At 50.7% G+C, this 24523-nt stretch carries 18 protein-coding genes; 8 read left to right on the top strand and 10 right to left on the bottom strand.

Annotated elements, in window-relative coordinates:
* Positions 1 to 88 precede the first annotated feature (88 nt).
* From Q0174_RS08530 to Q0174_RS08520, 3 genes are all read left to right on the top strand, one after another.
* A complete protein-coding gene (locus Q0174_RS08530) occupies positions 89 to 1018 on the top strand; it encodes an aspartate carbamoyltransferase catalytic subunit (RefSeq protein WP_297883145.1) in 930 nt (309 codons plus the stop codon).
* On the top strand, positions 1015 to 2295 hold the full coding sequence (locus tag Q0174_RS08525) for a dihydroorotase (RefSeq protein WP_298043288.1): 1281 nt from the start codon (positions 1015 to 1017) through the stop codon (positions 2293 to 2295). The genes Q0174_RS08530 and Q0174_RS08525 overlap by 4 nt, the downstream gene beginning before the upstream one ends.
* Positions 2296 to 3199: 904 nt before the next feature.
* The gene (locus Q0174_RS08520) at positions 3200 to 4006 is read left to right on the top strand and encodes an RNA polymerase subunit sigma (RefSeq protein WP_298043286.1); all 807 of its coding nucleotides are present in this window, start codon (positions 3200 to 3202) and stop codon (positions 4004 to 4006) included.
* 28 nt (positions 4007 to 4034) lie between these two features.
* On the opposite strand, the gene Q0174_RS08515 is transcribed toward Q0174_RS08520, so the two are convergent.
* From Q0174_RS08515 to Q0174_RS08500, 4 genes are all read right to left on the bottom strand, one after another.
* Entirely contained in the window at positions 4035 to 6488 is a 2454-nt protein-coding gene (locus Q0174_RS08515; RefSeq protein ID WP_298043284.1) for a molybdopterin-dependent oxidoreductase, read from the bottom strand.
* A gap of 222 nt (positions 6489 to 6710) precedes the next feature.
* The gene (locus Q0174_RS08510) at positions 6711 to 8846 is read right to left on the bottom strand and encodes a TonB-dependent siderophore receptor (protein WP_298043282.1); all 2136 of its coding nucleotides are present in this window, start codon (positions 8844 to 8846) and stop codon (positions 6711 to 6713) included.
* Positions 8843 to 9985, bottom strand: coding sequence for a PepSY-associated TM helix domain-containing protein (locus Q0174_RS08505; RefSeq protein ID WP_298043280.1), 1143 nt, complete (start codon positions 9983 to 9985; stop codon positions 8843 to 8845). Before Q0174_RS08505 ends, Q0174_RS08510 begins: the two co-directional genes overlap by 4 nt.
* Positions 9986 to 10364: 379 nt before the next feature.
* On the bottom strand, positions 10365 to 10727 hold the full coding sequence (locus Q0174_RS08500; RefSeq protein ID WP_298043279.1) for a diacylglycerol kinase: 363 nt from the start codon (positions 10725 to 10727) through the stop codon (positions 10365 to 10367).
* A 67-nt stretch (positions 10728 to 10794) separates the two neighbouring features.
* Here Q0174_RS08500 and Q0174_RS08495 point away from each other — a divergent pair, with 67 nt between their 5' ends.
* From Q0174_RS08495 to Q0174_RS08475, 5 genes are all read left to right on the top strand, one after another.
* The gene (locus Q0174_RS08495; protein ID WP_298043277.1) at positions 10795 to 11553 is read left to right on the top strand and encodes an exodeoxyribonuclease III; all 759 of its coding nucleotides are present in this window, start codon (positions 10795 to 10797) and stop codon (positions 11551 to 11553) included.
* 139 nt (positions 11554 to 11692) lie between these two features.
* Entirely contained in the window at positions 11693 to 13339 is a 1647-nt protein-coding gene (locus tag Q0174_RS08490) for a formate--tetrahydrofolate ligase (RefSeq protein ID WP_298043276.1), read from the top strand.
* Positions 13340 to 14809: 1470 nt separating this feature from the next.
* On the top strand, positions 14810 to 17434 hold the full coding sequence (locus Q0174_RS08485; protein WP_298043275.1) for a hypothetical protein: 2625 nt from the start codon (positions 14810 to 14812) through the stop codon (positions 17432 to 17434).
* Positions 17435 to 17472: 38 nt separating this feature from the next.
* Positions 17473 to 18090 (top strand): tetratricopeptide repeat protein, encoded by a 618-nt coding sequence (locus tag Q0174_RS08480; RefSeq protein WP_298043274.1) that lies wholly within the window; start codon positions 17473 to 17475, stop codon positions 18088 to 18090.
* 168 nt (positions 18091 to 18258) lie between these two features.
* Positions 18259 to 18465 (top strand): hypothetical protein, encoded by a 207-nt coding sequence (locus tag Q0174_RS08475; RefSeq protein WP_298043273.1) that lies wholly within the window; start codon positions 18259 to 18261, stop codon positions 18463 to 18465.
* Here the strand turns inward: Q0174_RS08475 and Q0174_RS08470 are convergent.
* From Q0174_RS08470 to Q0174_RS08445, 6 genes are all read right to left on the bottom strand, one after another.
* Entirely contained in the window at positions 18462 to 18902 is a 441-nt protein-coding gene (locus Q0174_RS08470; RefSeq protein ID WP_298043272.1) for a pyrimidine dimer DNA glycosylase/endonuclease V, read from the bottom strand. The two genes, Q0174_RS08475 and Q0174_RS08470, sit on opposite strands and share 4 nt — an antisense overlap.
* Positions 18903 to 19044: 142 nt before the next feature.
* Positions 19045 to 20151, bottom strand: coding sequence for an alanine racemase (locus tag Q0174_RS08465; protein ID WP_298043270.1), 1107 nt, complete (start codon positions 20149 to 20151; stop codon positions 19045 to 19047).
* 663 nt (positions 20152 to 20814) lie between these two features.
* Positions 20815 to 21528 (bottom strand): vWA domain-containing protein, encoded by a 714-nt coding sequence (locus Q0174_RS08460; protein WP_298043269.1) that lies wholly within the window; start codon positions 21526 to 21528, stop codon positions 20815 to 20817.
* Between the two features lie 284 nt (positions 21529 to 21812).
* On the bottom strand, positions 21813 to 22706 hold the full coding sequence (locus tag Q0174_RS08455) for a DMT family transporter (RefSeq protein WP_298043267.1): 894 nt from the start codon (positions 22704 to 22706) through the stop codon (positions 21813 to 21815).
* Positions 22707 to 23089: 383 nt separating this feature from the next.
* The gene (locus Q0174_RS08450; protein WP_298043266.1) at positions 23090 to 23740 is read right to left on the bottom strand and encodes a hypothetical protein; all 651 of its coding nucleotides are present in this window, start codon (positions 23738 to 23740) and stop codon (positions 23090 to 23092) included.
* Between the two features lie 37 nt (positions 23741 to 23777).
* On the bottom strand, positions 23778 to 24523 hold a 746-nt coding region (locus Q0174_RS08445; RefSeq protein WP_298043264.1), incomplete at its 5' end, for a hypothetical protein.

Below are 24523 nucleotides of genomic sequence, written 5' to 3'. Positions count from 1 at the left end.
ATTTGAGCCCCACTCTTAAATTTTAAAATTTTATCAGAGATTTTTTTATACAATTACGGCTGAAATTTGCTCTTAAAAAGGAGAGGGAATGTATAAGCTAAAGCATCTTCTTAGCGCGCAGGATCTGAGCCGCGAGGACATCTACGACTTCATCGATCTGGCGCGCGAGTTTAAAGCGCTCAACCGCTCTGACGTCAAAAAATCCGACTCGCTTCGCGGCAAGACGGTCATCAACGCGTTTTTTGAAAACTCCACCCGCACCCGCACGAGCTTTGAGATCGCAGCCAAGCGCCTGGGCGCGGACAGCGTAAATTTCACCGCTGCGGACAGCAGCACAAAAAAGGGCGAGACGCTGATCGACACCATCAGAAATATGCAGGCGATGCGCACGGATATCTTCGTGCTGCGCCACAGCTGCTCGGGCGCGGCGAAATTCGTCGCGGCCAACTGCGACGCATCGATCGTAAATGCGGGCGACGGACTGAACGAGCACCCGAGCCAGGCGCTGCTGGATCTTTTTACGATCAGTGAGCACAAGGGCAGGATCGAGAATTTAAACGTCGCGATCATCGGCGATATATTTCGCTCGCGCGTAGCTAGAAGCGACATCTGGGCGATGAAAAAGCTCGGTATAAACGTGCGACTCTTCGGCCCTCCGATGATGCTGCGCGACTGCGACGCGTTCGGCTGCCCGATATGTAAAAGCGTAGAGGAGGCGATCGAGGGCGCCGACGTCATCATCATGCTTAGAATACAGCTCGAGCGGCAAGACGGCGAGCCGAGCTTCCCGAGCGTGCGTGAATACTCGAAATTTTTCGGACTTACCGCGAGACGGATGCAAGCGGCGAAAGAGGGCGTCATGATAATGCATCCGGGCCCGATCAACCGCGGCGTGGAGATCAACTCCGACGTAGCCGACGATCCGCGCTATAGCTGCGTTTTAGATCAGGTAGAAAACGGCGAGGCGATGCGAATGGCGATACTTCATACGATAAATTTAAACAGGAGCGCACGATGAAAATTTTGATAAAAAACGGCACGATCGTTAATCATAACGGCAGCGAGGAAGCGAACGTCCTAATCGAAGGCGATAAAATTTCAAAGATCATGCGCGAGTGTCCCGCCGCAGACCGCGTCATAGACGCCGCGGGCAAGCTCGTGATGCCCGGGCTCATCGATATGCACGTGCATTTTAGAGACCCCGGGCTCGAATACAAAGACGACGTCATCAGCGGCAGCGAAACCGCGGTCGCAGGCGGCGTGACGACCTGCCTTCCGATGGCAAATACTAGACCCGTAAACGACAACTCAAGCATCACGCGCGCGATGATCGCTAAGGCTAAAGGGCGCGGGCTTATCGATCTGCTACCCATAGGCGCGATCTCGCAGGACTGCAAGGGCGCAAAGATCGTCGAGATGGGCGATATGCTCGAGGCCGGCTGCGTGGCCTTCAGCGACGACGGGCTGCCAGTGACCGACAGCTCCGTGATGCGACAGGCGCTCGAATACTCCGCGCACTTTGGCTCGTTCGTGATAAATCACAGCGAGGATTGCTCGCTTTGCCACGGCGGCGTGATGAACGAGGGCAAGATAAGCGCGATCCTCGGTCTAAAGGGGATGGCGAGCGAAAAAGAGGAGATTATGATCGCGCGCGATCTGCTGCTTGCCAAAAAGACGGGCGGCCACATCCACATCGCGCACGTAAGCTCGGCGTGGTCGCTAAAACTCATCGAGCAGGCTAAGCGCGAGGGTATCCGCGTCACCTGCGAGGCTACGCCGCATCACTTCACCTTCGACGAGCGCGAGCTGATGGGATACGATACGAATTTTAAAATGTCGCCGCCGCTTCGCACCCAAAGCGACGTGCAGGCGATCAGAGAGGCGCTTAAAAGCGGTCTGATCGACGCCATCGTGACCGATCACGCGCCGCACAACACCGACGATAAATTCGTCGAATTTGACCACGCGCCGTTTGGAATTTTAGGGCTTCAAACCCTCGTGCCGCTTACGCTGCGGCTTGTAGAGCAGGGCGTTATCGGCCTTGAAGACATGGTGCGCCTCTGCTCGTTTAACCCGGCTAAAATTCTAAATTTAAAGGACAAGGGCGAGATCAAAGAGGGCTTTTTGGCCGACGTCGCGATAATCGATCCGCAGATTTCCTATGTTTACGACGAGGCGCTAAATAAGTCTAAATCGCGCAACTCTCCGCTTTTCGGCAAGCAGCTTACGGGCGCTGCGGTTTGCACGATCAAAAGCGGCCGCGTGGTCTATGAGTTTCCAAACGTCGTAGCGTAGGGCGCTTGCGGCGTATGGCTTGCGATCGGCGGTTTGGCGAGCGCAGCTTGCGGACGGGCGGCTTTCGTAGCATAGACGAAGCGATTGCTTCATTTTAAATTTAGCTAGTTTGGGCGCAACGGCTCGCTTTTAAAATTTTGCGGTGCGATCAGTTCATTTTAAATTTGGTGGCAGCGTAGGCGTGACGACTTGTCTTTAAAATTTCACGCGCAAGCTTACTTGGGATAGGCGTGACCCTCGATTTCGCAGCGCAGCCGCCCTGCTAAATTTAGCGGAAGCCTGGATGTAGTAAACTACATTTAAAATTTTGCGGCGCAATTTTTTGGTCTAATCATGCGGAACCCTGCGGCTAATTCGCTTTAAATTTTGCGGTAGCTCGGTATGGCAACTTACTTTTAAAATTTCATAGCGCGAGCGCGGTTGAAATTTCTTTAAAGCGGTTTGTCGTTTTTAAAGTGCGCGCAAATTTAACCCGCATCGCCTCGCTCGCAAATTTCGGCTTTTGAAATTTTATCCGTGCCCGTGCGCGAGTTGCTTTAAATTTATAGCGACATTTTCTTTCGATATGGCGGCTACTTTTAAAATTTCGCGCTCGCGGCGCCTAATTTTATCGTAGCTAGATTTCTGCGCCGTGCGTGAAATTTGGCGCATGAACGGGAGCGATCTAAATTTAAAGATATCTATAAATGGCGAATTATATTTCTCGTGCGCGCTGTGCGTCGCGCTGAAATAAGCTCTGCGCGGCAATCCTAAGCCGTTGCCGCAAGATCAAAAATATATAAAATATTTAAATTTTGAATTTGTAAAGGAGCATTTCCGCACCGCAGAGGGCGCGAACCGCGTAGTGCAGGACGGCGTAAACGACGCAAGTAAAGCTGCGTAGCAAAAAGATGCGTACGGCGCAGTGCAGAGCAGTGCGACGGACAAAACTGCCGAGAGCGGCGGTGCAGCGGAGCAAAAGCGCACGAACAGCAAAGAAGCGGCAAATGAAAAAGCGGCTAGTAAAAAAGGCGCCGACGAAAGCACGGGCTCGCCACTTTTGCAAAAAGCGCGCGAGTTTTTCACCGGACGGCTCGCGCAAAAAGGGCGAGAGGACGAGCCAATCTCCGCACGGCGGTGTTGGATAGAGCAGTGCCTAAAGCTCGGTCTGAAGGACGCGGGGCTTAGTATTCCAACTTTCGCAAAAGATAGAGCGCTTTTGGGTTTTTCGGGTATGAACGTAAACGGCATCGTTTGCTGCTTCGAGGACTTTGACGGCGTTTTTACGCCTGATTGGAAATACGATCGCGACAAAAAGGCTTGGCGCGTGAAATACGTCGAGCGCCTTTGGCGCGGGATGCCGCGGGATGCGCTAAACGCGCGCGATAACAGCGTAGAATTTGGGAATGTTTTAGTGCAGATCAGGGATTTTGCGAGCAAGATAGACTGCGAAAACTTTGCGCAGACGTTTGATAATGCGCTTAAGACGCTGCGGGGCGAAGTCCCCGTGGGCGAGTATTACGCCGTTTCGTTTGCAGCGCTGCCGCAGCCGAGTTTGAGGGCGTTTGCCGCGGCGGGGATCGCCGATGTATTCGGTGCGATGGGCTCTTGGGACGATGAGCCGCCGTCTATGGCGCAAGAAATGGGGCTTGGGGGCGAATATGACCGCCTCTCGGACGAGCTCTTGGCGCAGAAAAACTTAGCGATTTTGTTTGCGATAAACGGCTGGTAGGGCTTTGGCACAAGAGCTAGAAAGCGCGCTAAGCCTCTATCGTCGCAGGCCTATCAAACGCCGTTACGCTCGGCAGTTCGCCTTTAAATTTCTCGATCTGCGCCATGCTCGTGTGCGCGGTGTTGCTTTGCGAGAGCTGCGAGCTAGGCACGTCTTTGGTTAGCACGTTTATGTTGCCGTGTTTGCAAAGACTTTTTTCGCCCCAGACGGCGGGGTCGTACCACGCGCCTTCGCTTACGATCACGACGTTATCTTGCGCCGTATCGCTTACCAGCGCGCCGCAGAGGATCTCGCCTCGGTCGTTGTATATCCTCACCACGTCGCCCGTTTTTATGCCGCGCGCTTTTGCCGTGGTGGGGCTGATGAGCGCGGGTTCGCGGCCCGCGATCTCGGCGTAGTTGCGGATGAGCGAGTTGTTTAGCTGCGAGTGGAGCCTAAATTTAGAGTGCGCGCCGCTGATAGCGATAGGATACTTGCTCACGTCGCCGCCCAGCCACTCAAACGGCTCCATCCACGTCGCGTGCGGCGGACAGTCGGCATATCCTAGCTTTTCGACCGCTTCGGAGTAGAGTTCGATCTTGCCCGACGGCGTTTTTAGAGCGTTTTTCTCGGGATCGGCGCGGAAGTCCGCATAGTTTGTGAAGTACCGCTTTTTCTCGTCTACTTGATCAAATTTAATGTAGCCCTTTTGCCAAAACTCCTCAAATTTAGGCATCGCTATGCCCATGCCTTCAGCCTTTTGAACTGCATCGGCGTAGATTTCCTTCACCCACTCAAGCTCCGTTTTACCCTCGCTAAAGGCCTGCTCGTACTCCTCGCCCCACTGTGCGCAGATGAGCCGCGCGATCTCAAAGTCGCTCTTGCTCTCGCCTGCGGGCTTTACTAGCGGCTTAATCGCAAAAAGGTACTCGCTAGTGGAGTTTGCAAACTCTATGTCCGTGCGCTCGCACTCAAGAGCCGACGGCAGCACGATGTCGCTGAGTCTTGCCGTACTCGTCCAAAAGGGCTCCGTGGTGATGATCGCTTCTATCTTTTTCATCGCCGCGATCGCGCGGTTGGTATCGGGATGGCGGGTGAAGGTCGAGCCGTTGGCATTAAACATCACGCGGATGTGTGGCATGACGTATTTTTTGCCGTTGCGCTCGATTTGCTTGCCGGGCTCCATGATCGCATCTATGAGCCTGCTGTTTGGTATCTCGTGGTATTTGGCTTTGGCTAGCTTACCTTGCGGGGCGATGTATTTTTCGTTTACCGCCGGGTTAAAAGCCTGAAGCTTTGGCGCGACGAAGCTAATGTCGGCGTTTTTATGCATCTGATCGTTCATCACATAGCCGCGCCCCGTCTTGCCGATGTCACCCAGCATCGCCGCTAGCGTGATCAGCGCCCAGTACGCCATCTCGCCGTGGTGCTGGCGCTGGATAGAGTAGCCCGTGACGATGAGCGTGTCTTTTTTAGCCAGGGTATCCGCTAGATTTTTTAGCTCTTTTTCGCTTACGCCGCAAATTTTACTCGCCCATTTTAGATCCTTTTTCACGCCGTCTTTTGCACCCGTGAAATAATCCTTAAATTTATCGAATCCGACCGTATAACGCTCGATAAATTCCTTGTCGTAAAGTCCGTTTTCGTAAAGATAATCGCAAAGCCCGATCAGCATCGCCGTATCGGTGCAAGGGCGCACGGCTAGATACTCCGCGCCGAAATACTCCGCCGTTTCGTTGCGGTAGACGTCGACGCTGTAAATTTTCATCTCGCCTTTTTTAAATTTATCCTTCATAATCTCGTAGTAGGCGTAGGAGTTGTGCATCGGAACGCCGATAGCGATCTTGTTTGAAACGACCGGATTCGTGCCCCAAAACACGATCGTTTTAGCCTCCTTTATCACGCCCTCCCAGCGCGTCGGAGCGTGCGTCGGATCGATAGAGCCCGTCACGTGAGGCAAAAACGCCGTCGCCGCGCCGTATGAGTAGCCGCCAAGCTCGCTCACGTAGCCTCCTAGCGCGTTTAGCATGCGCTTTGCAGTGCGCTGTGAGTGACCGACCTTGCCTAGACTGCCCCACTGATAAAGCTGCCCGTAAATGGCCTCCGAGCCGTATTTGTCGAAGTTTTCTTTTAAAATTTTAGCGCTTAGCTTTATCGCCTCATCCCAACTAACCCGCACGAAGGGCTCTTTGCCGCGAAGCTGCGGCTTTGGATTTGAGGGATCGGCTAGGAAGCTTTTGCGCACGTAGGGGTATTTCACGCGCGTTTCGTTTTGGATATGATCGCTTAGGGCGTTGTTTAGCACTGTTGGCATAGCATCTCCCTCAAATGGCTCGGTACCAACGACCCTGCCGCCGATGGTTTGCACGTAAAACGCGCCGAATTTATTCGCGCAAAGCCCCATCTGCTCGTCAAATATCGCCTGCGCCGCCGCGTCAAATCGTTTTGCTTGCGCCGAAGCCGCAGCTAGCGCGCCTAGTTTTAGAAAGTCTCGTCTTTTCATGGTTTTCTCCGTTAAATTTAAATTTGATTGGTTGACTCGATTTAAATTTAGCGGAATTTACGCGGTTGAGTTTTGCATGGTTTGCCTTTTAACGTATTACGCGACCTCGCGTCTTAGCGGTGATTTTACGAAATTTAGGCTTAATTTGCCATTTATCTATGGCGTCGCGATGGAATTCTATTAGAGCTAAGCACTAGACAAATTCCGCCGCGACTATTTGGGTCAAAAGTTATACGTAAGGCTTAGATTGAAGGTGCGCGGATCGCCGTAGATCATTCGATTAGAACCGATACCCTCAAAATAGCGCTTATCGGTTATGTTATCGACGTTTAGCTGCACATCTAGGTTTTTACTCGCTTTGTAGCCTAGCATTACGTTTGCAATCGTGTAAGCTTTCTGCTCGATCCTGCCGTATGGCGAGTCGGAATAAATCTTTGAGCGATACATCGCGCCTGCGCCGATTTTAAATGTGCCGATCTCATATTTTGCAAAAAGATTTGCGCTGGTGCGGGAGGAGTCGCTGGCGTAGATATTGCCGTCAGCATCTTTGGCTTTGTAGTGCGCTAGCCCCATGCTTAGGCTTAGTGCATCGGTGATTTTACCGTTTACGTCCGCTTCAAAGCCCCTGCTGGTTACTCCGCGACCCTGCCTGTAAGCGTAAGAATTTGTGCCCGTGATATACTCGTCGGTGCGGATGCCGAGCTTATCTTGGATGATCTTAAAAACGCCCAGGCTTGCTTGCAGATCGCCGTCAAAATACTCGCCTTTGATGCCCGCTTCGTAGTCCTTGCCTTGGATGGGATCAAGATATTTATTGTTTTTGTCCTTGTAGGTTTGAGGTTTAAAAATACTCGTATAACTTGCATAAAGGGTATGATGATCGTCTAAATCATAGGTGATCCCTGCATATGGAGTAATTTCGCGGGTAAAATTTCTATTATCTGCTCCACCTGTAATTTTATATTTATAGTAACTCATCCGCGTTCCTAATAAGAGCTTTAAATCCTCGGTGATTGAGAGTTTATTCGCGGCATAAATTGCTTTTTGAATAGTTCGATCGGCATTATTTTGATCTACATACGGTAAGCGTGGATCTTCAATATGAAGGTCGTTAAAATTTATTCTAGTGCGCGCGGCATAAGCAAGGCCTGCCGGAGTGTTTCGACTATTCCAGTAGCTACTTACGTTATCAGATCCTTTTTTGTAAAGATTATACATCACACCAAATACAAATTCATGATCTTGTTCGAAAAATTCATAAGGGATATTCACATAGGCATCGATATTGTGGATATTCTCTTCGCGCTTGTTAGCATAAACGCTAAGATCGGCGACGTTTCCGATGCCGCCAGGGCCTACCCTGCCGCCATAATAGAGCAAATTTGAATCGGTATGAGCGCGACGAAACGAATAACTCAAGCTTAAACTCGCCTCGTTTGAGAAATATTGTTTAAAATCGGCATAAAAATCAAGCGTAGAGATGTCGTATCGCGTCCAGGGTTGAGAGAAAATTTGGTTTTTGCCAAAGTGCGTGCGCGTGCCGTCCGAGTTAAACGCGGGCATTCCGCCCCAGCGCGTGCCATGTCGGCGTAGCGTCTGATAAAATGAGCCAAAGCTCAGCCTTGAATCGTCCGTTACATCGATATCTAATACGCCATAAACGGCAGTATTGCGACGATTGTAATAGTCCATATAAGAGTGCGATCGTTCATGCATAAACGCTAGGCGTCCGCGCACCGAACCGCTTTGATTGAGCGGGCTTTGCACATCGGTTTTAAGCCCGTATTTGTCGTATGAGCCGCCGTTTAGACTTATATAACCTTTTGGGATGGTGGAATCTGCGTGCTTACGGATAAAATTTAAACTCGCGGCAGGATTTCCTGCGCCTGCTAATAATCCGTTCGCGCCCTTTACGACCTCGACGCGCTCATATGGCAGTAAATTTAAATCGTTCGCCCCGAGGCTAAAACCTCCGAAGCTAGGCATCGAATCAAGCAAATAATAATCTATGCTAAATCCGCGCGCCGTAGGATAGAGCCTCTCATCCATACGCCCGCTCGTAATGCCCGCTATATTTCGCATCAGCACCTGATAATCGGTTATCCCCATATCTTTTAGCTTGGCTTCGGTCACCACGGTAAGAGACTGGGGCGTTTCTCTCGCCGTAAGATCGAGCCTGGTGGTACTTTTAACGAGCTTTCTAGCCTCATAATCTCTGTCGTCGCGACGGAGCTTTTGGGTATCTTGCACTTCTATGGTGCCTAAGTCCTCCGGGGTGCTCGCAGTGGCGTTATTTTCCGCATAAAGCGAAGTTAGCATATTTAATGCGACTACGAGCGAAAGAGATACTTTCTTCATAACTTTCTCCTTTTAGAATTTCTATTTTTTAGGGTTATGTAAAATCCGCAAATGCTTAAAAATAGGGGCGCAAGCCCCGCTAAAAACCATATAAGCTTCGTTATTGCGCCGTATGAGCCCGCATGGGCGCGACGAAAGCCGTCTTGAAGTTTGTCCGAAAAATCCGCATCGTTTATAAAGTCCGCTTTTAAAATTTCGCCTGTATCTGATATCGTGATACGGCTCGCGTAAGGGCTTTGCAGCGGGTTTTGCCCCGCCTCGAAGCCGTATACGGTAAAAGCGCCGCCCGGACAGAGCGGAAAGGCGATATAAGTGGAGCGAAATTCTTTAAATTTAACCGCTATCTGCGCTAAAGCCTCATCTAGCGTCGCAAGATTCTGCGCCGCTTTCATGCTTACCGCTCCGTTTGATGCCGCGACGGTGGAATTTCGCTTGGTCTTAAAATTCTGCAAGACCGCGCCGCATGGATTTGCGAGCGGCTTGTAAGTTACCGCCCTTAGCTCCCACCATGCTCCGCTTATAGCTATAGCAAACATTACGGGAGTGCTCGCGACTCCGATTAGGCGGTGAGTGCCGCGCATAAAATATATGGCCCGATCTAGCCTCAGCGAGAATAAGTTTTGCCAAAATTTTTTGTAGATAAAAAAGCCGCTAATGCCGATAAGTAGCGCGCTAAGCCCCACGATACCCGTAAAAATTCTACCGCCGCGACCTAAAAACAGCTCCGCGTGCAGTTTATTTATCGTGCCGATAAAGCCCTCATCTCGCGGCATGGGCGCGCCTTTTATCTCGCCGCTAAAAGCGTCTAAGTAAATTATGATCCGCTTTTGTAGCTTCTGCGAGGAAAGTCTGATTTTATCGGTCTTTGAAGCATCTTGCGCGATGCTCCAGCCCATGATCGCATACTCTTTAAATTTAGAATTTATCTCGGATTGCAGGGTACTAAATTTCATTCTAACGGGGAATTTCGCTATGCTTTCTTGCGTCCTAAACACCTTGTCTTTTAGCAAAACTTCATTGATCTGCTCCGCGTAAACTAAAACCGAGCCGCTTATAGAAATGATTATAAGGGGTATGCAAAATATCAAAGATAGCCACAAATGAAATTTGCGCGAGATTTTGCGAAAGGATTTAGACAAAATTTTCCTTTTTTTGAAAATTATTTTAATTAAGACGGCGTGATTTTAGTGAAAATTGTATTAAAGCATCTTGAAAGTCATTATAATTTTTTAGCTAAAATTTTACGGCGTAAAATTTGCTTGAATGATTTATCTATAGAAATTTTAAAAGCTATTTTAAAATTTTAAGAGCCGAGCGAATATTAAAATTTTCGCGCACAGGAGAGTTTAAATTTAAAGCAAATTTCGGATTTTAAAATTTCAATATCACGCAGGGTCGTGTTTGGGTTGCAGGCGTGGACGATCAACGACTCAAGTGGCTTGCAAATTCCGCACTCGCCAAAAAAACTCTGCGTTACAGCGATTTAAATCTTTTATCGCGAAATTTGCAATTACGCGATTAAAAGAATTTACCGATAAGCGCATATCCCCACAGCGCGGCGTTGAGAAATAGACTCATCATCACGGCGGTGCTTGCGGTGTCTTTGGCGCCCTTGGCTAGCGGGTGGATTTCGCTCGTGGCAAGATCGACCGCGCGCTCGACGGCGGAGTTTATGCATTCGGTTGTGAGCGTAAAGACCGCGCCGAAGATCAAAAATAGATTTAGCACCGCGCCGAAATTCCAAAAAAATAGCGATAGCAGAAGCGGGATAAACACGCAAAGCTCGAGCCTGAAGCTACGTTCGCTGCGCAGCATCTCGGCAAGACCCGCCATCGCGTAGCCCCAGTTGGCAAAAAATCGGTATTTGGGCTGATTGCGCATAATTTTCCTTTAAATTTAGTCAAAATTTCGTATAATCATACCAAAATTTTCAGGCCAAAGGCTAAATTTGAAACTGATTAGTTGGAACGTAAACGGGCTGCGCGCAGTACTCGGCAAAGACGGCTTTGCGTGGCTTGCGGAGCAAAACCCCGATTTTTTGGGTTTACAAGAGATCAAGGTGAGCGAAAAGGACGCTCCGAAAGGGCTTTATGAGCTCGGATTTTCTCAGATCGATCTAAATTCCGCCGCTCGCGCGGGATATTCGGGCGTGGCGAGCCTGGCGAAATTTAAAAGCGAGACGAGCAAGGCGCTGTTTTTCCCAGACGACGAGGGGCGCGTGCTGCAGCACCGCTTCGGCGATGTCGTGCTTTTTAATATCTACTTTCCCAACGGCCAAAAGGACGAGGCGCGGCTGGCCTACAAGATGGAATTTTACGCAAAATTCCTAGCTTACGCGCGCAGTCTTGCAGAACAGGGGCTCGGGGTGATATTTTGCGGCGACGTAAATACTGCGCACCGCGAGATCGATCTCGCAAACCCCAAAGCGAACTCCAAAACCTCGGGCTTTTTGCCGATCGAGCGCGCGTGGCTCGATGAGGTGGAGGCGGCAGGCTTTGTCGATACCTTCCGTGCCGTGCACGGCGAGCTGCAGGACGCCTACTCGTGGTGGAGCTACCGCTTTAACGCGCGCGCAAAAAACGTAGGTTGGCGGATCGATTATTTTTTCATCTCGACCAATTTGCGCTCGCGGCTAAAGGATGCTTTCATCCTAAGCGACGTGATGGGTAGCGACCACTGCCCCGTGGGCATCGAGATCGAAATTTAGCCGGGGCAAATTTCGAGCCGCGCACTTTGATCTTGCGCGGCTTTCGGGCAAGGTGCGCATAGCGCGCGAGCTAATGCGCGGATTTAAAGAGGTGATGCGTAAAAACTGCGCGATAAAATTTTAAATTTAAGGAGAGAAAATGTTGAGCGATATCGAAATAGCAAATGCGGCGAAGCCGGATAAAATTTCAAACGTTGCGAAAAATTTGGGGCTTGGCGAGGATGAGATCGAGCTGTACGGCCACTACAAAGCCAAGCTAAACATCAAGCCGCGCTCGCGCGCTTCGAAGCTTATTTTGGTCACGGCGACCAATCCGACGCCGTTTGGCGAGGGCAAAACTACGACCTCTATCGGTCTAGCCGACGCGCTAAAGCGCCTAGGCAAAAGCGTCTGCCTTGCGCTGCGCGAGCCGTCGCTGGGGCCGGTTTTTGGTATCAAAGGAGGGGCTGCGGGCGGCGGATATTCGCAGCTGGTGCCGATGGACGATCTAAATTTGCATTTTAACGGCGATTTTCACGCGATCACCTCTGCAAACAATCTCATTTCGGCGGTCATCGACAACTCGCTGTATCAAGAAAACCCGCTAAAGATCGATAAAATTTTGTGGAAGCGCTGCATGGATATGAACGACCGCGCGCTGCGCCACATCACCGTTGGGCAGGGTGGGCGCACCGACGGAGTGCAGCGCGAGGACGGCTTTAATATCACCGCGGCTAGCGAGATAATGGCGGTTTTGTGCCTCTCGAACGATCTTGCCGAGCTTAAGGAAAATATCGCAAACATAATGGTCGCCTACGATACGCAGGGAGAGCCGATATACGTGCGCGATCTGGGCTGCGCGGATGCCGTGGCGATCCTGTTAAAAGACGCGATGAAACCAAATCTCATCCAGAGCCTTGAGCACACGCCCGCGCTCGTGCACGGAGGACCCTTTGCAAATATCGCGCACGGCTGCAACTCCATAATAGCGAGCAAGTTAGCTCTAAGTCTTGCCGATTACGCCGTGACGGAGGCGGGCTTTGGAAGCGAGCTCGGGGCTGAGAAATTTATCGACATCAAGTGCCGTCGCGCGGGCATCGCTCCGAACGCCGCGGTGTTAGTCAGCACGATCCGCTCGCTTAAATACAACGGCGGCGCGGATAAAGAAAATATTGCGAGCCCGGATCTTGCCGCGCTTCAAAAAGGCATCGTAAATTTGGGCGGGCATATTGAAATTTTACAAAATTTCGGGCTAAATCCGGTCGTGGCGCTTAACCGCTTCAACTTCGATAGCGACGGCGAGATCGCTTTCGTGCGCGATTACTGCAAGCAGCGCGGCGTGCAGATGGCGATTTGCGAAAATTTCGCCAAAGGAGGCGAGGGCGCGCTTGAGCTAGCCCGCCTCGTAGTAGATGAGTGCGAGCGCGCCAAGGAGCTGAAATTCGCCTACGAGCTTAGCGACGATACGGCGAGTAAGATCGAAAAGATCGCTACTAAAATTTACGGTGCGAGCGAGGTAGTTTTTGAGCCCGAGGCGCAAAAGGCGCTACAGCATATCAAGGCCTTGGGGCTTGAGCGGCTAAACGTTTGCATAGCTAAAACGCAGTATAGCTTCAGCGACGATGCCAAGGCGCTTGGGCGTGCACGCGGCTTTAAGCTCAGCGTCAAGGACCTTCAGATCCGCACGGGAGCGGGCTTCATCGTCGCCGTCTGCGGCAAGATAATGCTGATGCCAGGGCTACCGAAGGTTCCTAACGCGCTAAATATGAGGATCACGGACGAAGGCGTTATAAGCGGACTGGCGTGAAATTTTATTTTCGGCGCCCGAAGCCAAAGCCGAAAATTCCGCGCTTGGGCGGTAAAATTTAGCTGCAGGCTTCGGCGGCGATAAATTTTGCTTGCAGATTGCGGCGAGTTTATCGCGTCCCGGTTTTAGGGCGTCATGGTTTTGCTACGCTCGAGCTTTATTGCGCTAGGCTTTAGCCAGTTGAATTTTGATTATTCGGGTTATTCGGGTTATTCGGGTTATTCGGGTTATTCGGGTTATTCGGGTTTCAGTGCGCCGAGCTCGGCCTGTGAAATTTCATTAAATTTCGCGCAAGATCTACGCAGAAATTAGGCGCGAAACCTGCGTGGGTTTGGCATTTGAAATTTTGCTCGCAAAATTCCGCGCAAAAACCAAGCGCGAGATCTTAAATCGAGCCGCCTGCGAGCTTTACAGCTCATCGCGGTGAGATTAAAATTTCATAACGCGCGAGCTCGCCGTGAAATTTAAAATTTCATGTAGCCGCGCGTTGAGACATGCGCCGCCGCGAGATTTTAAATTTCATGCCGAGCCGCGCCGTGAAATTTGATCCGTCGGTCGCGCAGCAGATCGCCGCACGATCTAAAATTCGCGCTTGCACCGCGATATGCACCGCCGCAAGTTAAATTATGCGGCAGGCGAGCTAAATTTTACGCTCGTGCGGATCAATCATGTTGGCGGAGGTTTGCAAAGCCTAGATTAAATTTTACACACCGCCGTGCATCGCCTGCGGTGGGCGCGGACGTCTGATCCGCTTTGCTTGCAAAGGCGCAGGCGGCTATAGCTGTGCGGCAGTAGAGCTAAATTTTACGAGCCGCTGCGTCGCGGCATGAATTTTCGCGTCGTGCTGCTAGCTGCGACTAAATTTGTGCGATAATATGTCGGCTATGCGCTCGTAAATTAAATTGCACTACACGCGCCCGTTGCCTGATTGTCGCGCGGGATTGAAATTTGCGTGCCGCTTATCGCAGAATTTTAGGCCGCTGCACGCCGCGCCATAGCTGTCATAAAATTTTAAATTGCATGTCGTACGTACGAGCTCGCCGTGAAATTTAAAATTTTATGCAGGCGTGAAATTTGCTTCGCGTTACGCTGTGTCGTACATCGTCGCGAGCCAAATTATGTGCTGCTGCGGAATTAAAGCTTGCATGCCCGCTGCTACCGCTCGGGCGCCGCATGCTTGGCGGCTCCGTTTTGCGATCCGTTCGCGCCGTATTTGTTGCGGTTAGTTACGCACGTCGCCGCGCCGCAGTGCGAGATTTTGCGTCGAGCTCTATTTTAGAGTTTTGATTTGCAGCGAGATTTTACGGCGCGCAATGGCGCTAAATTCCATCCTGCGTGAGATTTTGGAATTTTAAAATTCCCTTTCGCGGTATAATTATATGAAATGCTAAAATTTGCGAGATCTTAATAAAGGAATTTTAAAATTTATGCGGCGCGGCTTTATGACGCGCCCGCAAGAAAGGAGCGATCATGGACAAGCTGGATAAAGAGGAGCTTGCAGAGGCGTTTGTCTCTAGACTCAAAGCTTTAGCGCGTAGCGGCGGCGCCGATCTGCGCGAGCTTGATCGCGAGTTTTACGGATTTAGCGTGAGGCTTGGCGTGCGTTACGACTTCGCCGGCAAGTTTAGCGTCTCGCAGATAAGTGGCGGCGAGCGCGCGCAGCTGCATTTCGCAGATATCGCGCAGTTCGAGGCTCATGCGCGCGAGTGCCTGCATGCGGCAAGCACTGATGCGGAGCTAAGCGAGACCTTTATGCTACGCCTGCGTGCAGATCCCCAAAAAGCCGCTATGAATGCGGATCAGATCATAAAATTTCACGATTTTAAGCCCTTTAGCGTTCAGCTGCGTTGCGAGCATTGCGGCGGATCGGGCAGGAGACGCTGCAAAGGCTGCGAAGGCGCAGGCAAGGCGCCGTGCGCTAACTGCGGCGGGCGCGGGCGCTTGATCTGCCCCGATTGCAAGGGCACCGGCGGCTATAGCCGTGCGGCATTAAGCTCTACGGATGCTCATGCGCGCGGCCTTTCTGCAGGCTCTGCGCCAAATTCTATGGGCTATCGCTTCATTCCCTGCGCTAGTTGTGGCGGTAGCGGCTCGCGCATTTGTCCCACTTGCGGCGGCGCAGGCAGATTGCGTTGCGAAAAGTGTGGCGGTGCGGGCGATTTTCGCTGCGAGCACTGCGATGGGCGCGGGTATTTCACTCGCACCGGCAAAGTATCCGTTTATGCCCGCCCTAGCGTCAGCATAGGCGCTAGCTCGCAGGTTTTCGGGCGCGAGCTGCTGGAGTTTTTATGCAGCAAGGGCGTAGGTTTTGCGGCGCACAGACTTTTGTTTCGTCTAAGCTCGCTGCGAGCGGTGCAGGGCGGCTGCGAAGCAGTATTTAGCGCGGAGGATGATTTTTTGCGCTTGAGTTTTGCCGTCTGCGGCAAGGCTTACGATGCGGCGTGCTTCGGCGGCGTGACATTCGTAAGACCTAACTTTTTGGACGAAGTTTTTGCGCCGGAGCTTGCGGCGGCGCGCGGCGTGCCTGCTAGGCTAGGGCGGGATGATGCGCAAAGCCTTTTTGCGCTGTTTCGCGCGAAGCCTGCGCTGGATGCGGCGATGCGTCTAGCTAGTGCTAAGCTGCGCGGCGAGACGTTAAATCTCGAGCAGTTGCGCGGCGCGGATAGACATTTTAACTTTGCAAATTTTGCCCGCAGCGCGGCTGATCGTGACGCTTTGAGCCTTGCAAAAGACGCTTCGCGCAAAGAAAATCTCAAGGGCGGCGCGAGCGTAAAATTTGCAGGCACGAAATTCGCGAGCGCTTCGGCAAATCCTATGAGCGCGGAAGATAATCGCCTGGGGTTGCGCGGAGAGCAAGGCAGGTTTGCAGGCGGAGTGAGCGGCGGCATAAAATTTGCAGGGGCGGATCTTTTGGAAGGTGGAGAGAATTCTGCCAGCGATTTTGAGGCTAGGCAGCAAGGAAGCGAAGCTCTCGCGCAGAATGGATCTAATTTTGCCGGCTCGCAAGAAGGCTTAAGTGGCACTTCTGATCGCACTGCGGAGGGTCTTTACGAATTACGCGGCGAGCGAGATTACCGAGATTTAAGTGTCTTAAATGCTCAAAATTCTACAAATTCTATAGACTCCGCCGCGATAAATTCTGCAAATTCCGAAAATCTCGCCGCTGCAAAATTCAAAAATCGCACGAATACGCAAGATCCTGCGTCAAATTCTAAAATTTCGCCCTTTGCACGATTAAAGAAATTCTTTTTCCCACGTTCTTTGCGCGAGGATTGCGCGCAGAGTTTTGCCGCGACGATTATGCGCGTTTGCGAGGGCTTTATTTCGCAGCAATGCGCCCGCGATTTGGGCAGCGCGATGGCTAGGGCTCTTGGCGTGCTAAGCCCACGCTATGACCGCGTAGTGTGGTACGTAGGCGGAGGCGCGCTTATCGTGGCGGCTGCGCTGGCGTGCGAGGGCTGCTTCGAGATGATCTTTGAGGAGCATTATTTTTGGGCGTTTGCGTGCGGCGTGGCAATCGCTGCTGCTGGGCTGTTAGGCGGTGTGGCGCTGTGGCTGACAAGCGTAGTGCGGTGCGCTGTAAAAGCTCGTAAAATTCCGCGAGAGTATCGCTGTGGCAGAGGCGGCGCGGCGTTTGCTAGCTTTTGCAAAGCTCTGCTCTGCGCCGTTTTGGCTAGCGCAATCTACGGAGGCGCGGCAAATACGGGCTATGTGCCGAAAACCGGCGCAGCAGGGCTGCTGCGAGGGTGGATGCCTGCATTTTTTGAGGACGAAAATTCCGCTTCCGCGAGTGATGGCGTAAATTCTGCAGACGAAAATTCTACGAGTGCAAGCTCTAGCGACTCTGAAAGCCCTGCTTCAAATTCCGTCTCCGGGGTGACTAATAATTCCGCTGCGATGCAAAAGGATAAAATTTTATATATCCAAAAAAGCATCGGAGTGAAGCAGGATGGGATTTTTGGCGCACGCACTCTAAAAAAGGCGAGGGAGGTTTTGGATCAAAACTTAAGCAGCGTCGATGAAATTTACGAGGCTCTAAAAAGCAAAGAGCAGGCTACGATAAATTTACGCTCCGGCGATAAATCCGCGCCTTAGGCTTAACGCGCGATCTTAAAAAACTAAAAAGGACGAAAATGAAAAATAAAATTTTAATTCTAGCGCTTGCCACAAATTTTGCGCTAGCTGATTTCGTAGCCACCGCAGACGATATAAGCAGGGCTACAAAATCCTGTGATAAGGGCGATGTGAAGGCGTGCGGGGCGTTGGCGCAGGTTTACAATTATGGCTGGGGCGTGCCGCAAGATCTGCTAAAGGCTGCGCCGTTATATGTCAAAGCTTGCAAAGGCGGCGATGCGGAGTCGTGCGTAAATTTGGGCATTTTGTATCAAAGCGGAGAGGGGATGCCGCGCGATGAGGCAAAGGCGGCGGAGCTGTTTGACAAAGCCTGCGATGACGGTCACGCGATAGGCTGCAGTAACGCGGGCTCTGCGTATATGGGAGGCAGAGGCGTGCGCAAAGACGCGATAAAGGGCATAGGTTACTATGTACGCGGCTGCGATATGGATATCGCAGATAGTTGGGCTGCGTGCTTAAATTTAGCGCGTCTTTACGAGGGCAGTGATAATGTTAAAGCCGTGCAGTACTACAAAAAGGCCTGCGAGCTGGGCGGCAAGGATAGATTTATGAGCTCGGTAGCGGAGCATGAAAAGGCATGGCAAAGCTCATGCGAAAGTTATGAGAGGCTTAAATAGCCCGCAAATCTATGCCTTGAAGCAGACCCTCGCGCTCGCCGTGGTTACGGAGTAAGAACCATAGCAGATTTCGCATAAATAGTGCAAATCTAAACATCAAGTATCCTGTAGAAGCGGAAACATAACGACGCAAGCTCTTAGCGGGCTCGTATTTTAGGAGACAAGATCATGGCTACGCTGGCGCTAATCCGCCACGTTACGCCGCTGATCGATCGCGGCGTATGCGACGCTGCAGAAGCCGCACGGCGCGCGATCCTGTATGATACTACGCAAAGCTTAGCTTTGTATGAAACCGATAAAATTTCAAGCCGCGCAGGAAAAGCTCGCCTGCATAAGCCGAGTATGCTCGTCGCCGCTTCCACGCGACGGCGCTAAATTTTCACCTTCTCCCACGGCTCGATTCCGCCTTCGACCTCTTTAAAAATGCTCGCGATTTCTATATTTTTTACGCTTAAATTTCGCTCGTAGGCCTTGATGTCGCGCGATTTTAGCTTCTTTTGTAAAAAGGCGAATTCATACTCGATCTGACCGCGAGCGACGCTGATTTTAGCCAAATTTCGCGCGTCAAATTCGCCCACCTTCGCGGCGTCAAATTTATACCCGCGAGCGCAGCCCTCCTCATAAACTTCCGCTAGATACGCATTTATCGCCTCTAGCGCGTTTTCATGCGCGTAAAAGCGGTCGAGCTGCGGGTGATTTTTGTAGCCCTTAGTAAGCCCAGCCAGCACGTTTTTAGCTAGCAGCGCCTCGCGCCACAGCGCCACGAGCCCCTTTGCGTCGAGATATTTAAAGCTTATCGTCCAAAGTCTCATTTTCGCCTTTCGTTAAATTTCGTCGTCAAATTCGGCGCGCTTTGCGCCGCAGCCTGAGCGGCGATAAATTCGCGCCTTAAATTTGACCGCGCCCCAGATTAGAGGCTAAATTTTATCTCGCCGCACCTTTGAGCTTGTCTGCTCATTGTAACTTGCCTCTGCATAGCACGGGGATCTTTTCTACGACCTCGCCGCCGCTTACGAGGTAGGCGAACTCGTGCAAATTTACGACGGGACAGATGTGGTTCGGATAAATTTCGAGCCGATCGCCCACGCGCACGGCGTCTCGCAGCGCTCTGTCGTAGATGATCGCGTGCTCGTCGTAAACGCCGTTCACCCACACATCCGTGCCCTTTATGCGCCCGAGCTCGGGCGTTGCCGTAAAGCCCTCGGTGCGCCTTTGCTGCGTGAGCCCCTTGGCGCCGACGTCGGTGATGATGCGATCCGCCGTAGGTCTGCTGATGACGGTCGTAAGGATGCTTGCGGCGTTCATCGAATAATCGCCGTAAGCCTGCGCCTGCGAGGCATCCATAAAGATATAGGTGCCCGGGCGGATCTCGGTGACGCCCTTTAAAATTTCAAAATCGTTGATGAGCGAAGGCGTCGAGCCGATGCTAACGACGCGCGCGGGCAGAGCCAGCTCGCGCGCGATATCCGCAAACTCCAGCGTGCGGCGCTGCGCGGCTAGGTGGATGCGCTCGCATTCGCTTTTATTGGTGGCTTTGTAGGAGTGTCCGTCGTGGGAGAACACGCCGCGGAATTCGATATTTTTGCAGCCTTTTATAAATTTTATAAACGCCGCGAAATCCTGCTTTTCCACGAAGCCCGAGCGGTTTTCGCCCACTTCGATCTCGGCAAGCACGCAGGCCTTCGTGCCGCTGCGCTCAAAGGCGCGCTCTATCAGGCTCGCCTGCTCTATGCTGTCGATACCAAAGCTTAAGTTTATCCCCGCGCGCAAAAGCGCGATGATGCGCTGAAATTTCAGCTCGCCCGCGATCTCGTTTGCGATAAATATATCTTTCAGCCCGTTTGCCGCCATGACCTCGGCCTCGCCCGTTTTCGCGACCGTGATGCCTGTAGCGCCGATGCTTTCTTGCAGCTTCGCGAAATAGGGCATTTTGTGCGTTTTGGTGTGCGGGCGCAGGCTCACGCCCGCGGCGTCTGCGTAGTTTTGCATCTTTTGTAGATTGCGAAGCACGATTTCGCGATCGATCAGCAGCGCCGGCGTGTCGATGTCGAGTACCCTCATAAGCTCACCTCCTAGTTAAATTTACGAAATTTTAATTCAGCCGCCCTTAGTAACTGCGCCCGTTTTGTAGCGCCTAAATTTTAAAATTTAGCGCGTCTTGCAAAGGGCAAAATTTACGCGCTTCTCGCAAAAAATGGAATTTACGCGTTTCTCGCGAAAAATGGAATTTGCGCGCCGTAAATTTGTCGCTGCTTGCGAAATAATGGCTTACTCGCAGCAAATCGGTGCCCTTCGCGAAACGTCTGAATTTAGCGAGTAAATTTGCGTTTCCTTGCCGCACAAAGCAGCGCAGGCAAAAGCAATACCGCGCGCCGCATGAAAAAGTCAAAATAAAATTTTAAAATGCGCCGAGTAAAAATCAATATGCGCGCCGTACCGCTAGGCTCACGGAGTTTTCAGCTCCGCTTCACGCCGTTTTATTCCTAGCGCGTCTATTTTTCTTGCGGCTCGTATTCGCGTTAAATTTTTCGGCAAGTGACCCGGCGCACTATCTGTTTCCGCGCCGCCGCTCGTATTTTTTTGATAAATCTCGTTTGCACCGCTGCCCGCATTTTTTGCTAAAGCTCGTTTTGCGCCGCGCGCTGCACATCACCGTATATTTTCACGCCGTCGCTCGTTTCCGCAGCGGCACTTAATTTCTAGCGTGCCTCGCCTCGCGATTTTCTATTTTTTATCTTGAAGCACCTTGTCGCGCCATTTTGAGTTTGTTTTATTGTCGGTCGCTACGTCCTTGGATATCTCGGCCGCCGCTTCGAAATTTTTACTTACGCCCTCTTTGGAATTCTCGTATTTTAAGGCGTTTTCGCTTTTGATGCCGATGCTTTGTGCTTCGCTTGCGGCGTCGATATTAGCGCCTAAAAAGATAAATTCCCAGTCGTATTTTTCCTGCTTATCGCTAATCATCTTCTTAATCTGCGCTTTGGAGTATTCGCGGCTCGAGTTCTCCTGTCCGTCGGTGATGATGACGAAAAGCACGCGATTGTTTTTGGCATAGATGTCGGGCACTCGCTCGATACGCGCTATCGTGCTGCCAATCGCGTCTAGTAGCGCGGTATTGCCGCCGGCGTAGTACTCTTTGGACGTTAGGTTTTCGACCTTCTTAAGCGGCGTGCGATCATGGATGACATTAAATTTCGTATCGAAAAGCACGGTCGTGACGCTGGCGTCGATGCCCTCTTTGCGCTCCTTTTCTATCATCGAGTTAAATCCGCCGATCGTATCGCTCTCAAGCCCGCTCATCGAGCCCGATTTATCTAGGATCAGCACCAATTCCAGGTGATTTACGCCGTCTTTATGATTAGGCGGCGTCTCTAGCTCTACACTTTTGGCAAACATTATGCCCGCAAGCGCGGCTACAAGAAGGATGATTTTTTTCATAGGGGCTCCTTTGTTAAAATTTCGTTATTTTACTATTGTATCGCTTAAGCAATGAAATTTTATCGCTAAAGCTTCGCTGTACGCCTTTGCTAGGTAAATTTTAATACGAAATTTTGTTGCGGAATTTTAACGTATCCTTGCGAGAGACGCCGCAAAATTCCGCGCGATATAGAATTATGCGCGGCGCAGAATTTCACCGCGAAATTTTAAGGCGTAGAATTTTATATGGCACGGAATTTCGCGTGTAAATTTTATGTGGCACGGAATTTTATGGCGCTGCAAAATCAAACGTCTACGGATCTGCTCCGTTTCGCGCTGAGGTAGCTTCCGATCTCGCTTATCAAAACGCCCGCGAGGATGAGCGCCGCGCCTAAAATTTGCATCGCGCTTAGCCTCTCGCCGCCCACGAATACGCCCATAATACCCGCCGTTACGGGCTCGAGCGTGAAAAACAGAGCGGTTTTTACGGGCGTCGTGTATTTTTGCATCAAGGCCTGCGCAAAAAAGCCAAAAACCGTTCCCAGCAGGCAGATCACCGCCATCGCGACGAAAAAGCTTCTATCCATCACCGGCACGATGCTGACCCTCTCAAAAAAGATCGCCGCAAAGCAGCAAAGCACGCTTAAGCAGAGGATCTGTACGTAGGCGATGCCCGCTACGTCGCAGCTTTGCACGAAGCGGTTGGTCAGCACGATGTGAAACGAATACGCGCACGCGCAGACTAGCGCCAGCGCTTCACCCTTGCCCAGGCCTAGCTGCGTGTCGCCGATGAGATAGAGCCCAGCGATCGCTAGCGCGATGCCCGCGTAGGCGTAGGAGTAAATTTTATGCCTAAACAGCGCCGCGGCGATGAAGGGCACGAGTGCGACGTTTAGACCGATGATGAACGCCACGGAGGAGCTTTGCGCAAATTTAAAGGCGAAGGTCTGCGACGTAAAGCCCGCGAATAAAAACAGGCTAAGCACCGCGCCGTGCTTGATCTCGCGCGAAGTTATGGCTTTGAGCCTCGGGAAAAATATCGCGCCTGCGATGATGCTCGCGGCGAAAAAGCGCCAAAATAGCAGCACGAAGACGTTGTTGCTCGCAAGCGCCTGCGAGGTGGGCAGATACCCGAGCCCAAAAGCGATCGCCACGAAGATCATTCCGATGTCGGCTCTGAATTCCAAACTTTTATTCATCTACGTCCTTTTTGAAAATTTAAAATGGTAATTTTACGAAATTTTAGGTAAAAAATAGGCTAAATTTTGACGGAGCGGTTTGAAATTTCGGATTTTAAAATCGCAAGTTAAATTTTAAGCGTCCGGCTCGTCTTTTTGGGCTTGCTTTGGGTTCGTCTTTTTGGGCTTGCGCGCACTTGTTCGCACACTCGTTGCCGCCGCTTTGCCGCAACTTATCATAAAATGGCTACTACTCGCGCGATCACTATGCTGCTTTGCTACGGCTTTTCATAATTTTACGGCTACTACTCGCGCGTGGATAAATTTAAAATTTAATCGCCCGCGCCCTCTTTGTCGTTTTTTTAGAATTTCTATGTTTGCGCGCTTGCTCGCGCCTTTTAAGCTTATAGTTTTCTTGAGTGCGGATTTAAGGAGGCTCTTGTCTCTTTTGATTTTATCATCTTATAGCGCCTCTTTCTTATCTCTGCTTCGATAAATTTTATATCTTGCTGTACGTATGGGAATGAGAGCGTAAAATTTTTGCCGCTTTGCCCGTCTTCTACTATCAAAATCGGCATCTCTCCCTTCATCTCTTTCTCCGTAAGGGCGTTTTCTATATCGATCTTTGTGCTAAATTTAAACGATAAAAATCTCCACTCTTTCCTTACGGTGCGGCTGTCTATGATGACGCCCTTTTCAGATAACGGCAGTATGGCAACTAGCATCATTGTAATGCCCATCGCGATGACGAGCGCGGTTTCTGCGCCGCTTCTTTGCATATACCCGCCTACGCATAAAGGATCGTTTGCGTCAAAGCATATAACTTTACCTCCGCCTTTTATTGTTTTTATCCAAGGCTCATCAAATGCCACCAACGAACCCCAGGATAAAAATAGCACGATAAGTATGATTTTTGCTACAGGGCTAGGAGGTATGAGCCAGGCGCCATTTTGCACGGTCTTATAAGAGGCTTTGCTTTCAAAAATCATACTTTTTAAAATGGCAAGCCCAAACAGTAAAAGATTTATGCCAAATATCAAATATAAAAATATCATGCCACCGCCTTAAATTTAGATATTTTATAGCGTTAAATTAGGCTTGAGCGTTTTGCTTGTTCGCTTCGGTCTTTGAAATTTCAGCGAGCTTTTCCGATATAAAATTTTGCAAAAAATCTATATCCCTTCGTGCATATAAAAATCCCGCCCCGAATTTAACGCCGCTAATTTTGCCTCGTATGCTGATTATTTTTACGCCTCTTATAAACCCTACGGCGTAGCTCATCTCATCAAAGTTTATCCTTTCCGTATGTTTAAATGGCAAAACCTCCCATTCTTTGCAGATGCCGCTTTTATCTATTCTAATTCCTTTTTGAATTAGCACGATAAATGAAAAAATTATGGCGCAGACAGATATGATTTTGCCGAGTATTAGCCTGGGTCCGCTTATTTGCAGATATCCGTCTATGCATCTGGGATCACCTTCTTCGAAGCATCTTAAATTTATGCCCGCTGCTTTGTACTCTTGCGAGCAAACTTTATCGTGGGTGTAAAAGCAGGGTATCGGATTGCCGTTATGTTTTGCTACGTGCGGGCTCGATAGAGTGACTACGCCGAAGCTTAGGAATATTATAAACATCTGCATTTTTAAAAGCGGATCGGTGGAGATAAACAGAGTTCCGTGATCTACGGTTTTGAATGATCTGTTTTTATCAAGCAATGAAACAAGAAGGCAAAAGCCTATCGTAACATAAAGGATTATCGAAGCAAACTCGGTTATACTTTGCGACATAATAATGACCTTGTTTTTTGGATTACGCAAGCTCGCGTCTTTGGCAATTT

The organism is uncultured Campylobacter sp. (assembly GCF_937996225.1).
GTDB lineage: Bacteria > Campylobacterota > Campylobacteria > Campylobacterales > Campylobacteraceae > Campylobacter_B.
This window is presented reverse-complemented; position numbering and strand designations above follow the sequence as displayed.